This is a genomic window from Methylobacterium aquaticum, assembly GCF_001043915.1.
In the GTDB taxonomy this organism is placed as follows: Bacteria; Pseudomonadota; Alphaproteobacteria; order Rhizobiales; family Beijerinckiaceae; genus Methylobacterium; species Methylobacterium aquaticum.
Genome location: NZ_LABX01000492.1, coordinates 1 through 629, shown reverse-complemented (window position 1 = coordinate 629; position 629 = coordinate 1). Strand labels below are relative to the sequence as shown.

1 protein-coding gene is annotated in these 629 nt (G+C 66.1%); it reads right to left on the bottom strand.

All coding sequences use genetic code 11. The features are described from left to right. Window positions 1-629: DUF2190 family protein (locus VP06_RS37610; RefSeq protein ID WP_048468137.1), on the bottom strand; the 629-nt coding region annotated here is incomplete at both ends.

Below are 629 nucleotides of genomic sequence, written 5' to 3'. Positions count from 1 at the left end.
GGCGCGGATCACGAGAGCCATTGGCTCGCCCGCACCATAGGTCGCCGAGTTCGGGTCGCGGTCGGCATTGGCGCCGTAACGATACTTCGCGAGGTCGATATCGCCCGAGGTCGACAGATTGCCGCTCGAGGTGATCTGCACGCCCGGCCGCAGATGGTAGGCACTGCCGTAGGCCGACAGCCCTGCAACGCGCGCCGACAATCCCGTATTGCCGAGTGCCGCGCTGATGAAGGTCGTGCTGGCTACGTCGTAGCCGTCAAGCGTGGCCTGGGTGATGGTGCTGCCGTCAGGCAGATTGTAGGTCCAGAAGGCGTTGAGCGCGATGCTATAGGCGCCCTTGATGTTGAGCGGACCCGCGGCGTTGATCGCGATATCGCCGGAGGTCTCGCCGGTGCGCTGGGCATTCAGCACCACGTCGCCATAGGCGACGCCGTTCGGCGCGGTGAGATTCATCGTCGCGCCGGGCGACAGCGTGAGCGCGCCGCCGGCGGCGGTCAGCTCGATGTGACCGCGATTCTTGGCCTCGATCGGCTGGCCGTAGCTATCGGTCTGTAGCACCGTGCCGTGGGCATCGAGCACTGCGTTCGATGCGAGTGTCAGGCCGTTGCCGGCAGAGAGCCGGATGGTCC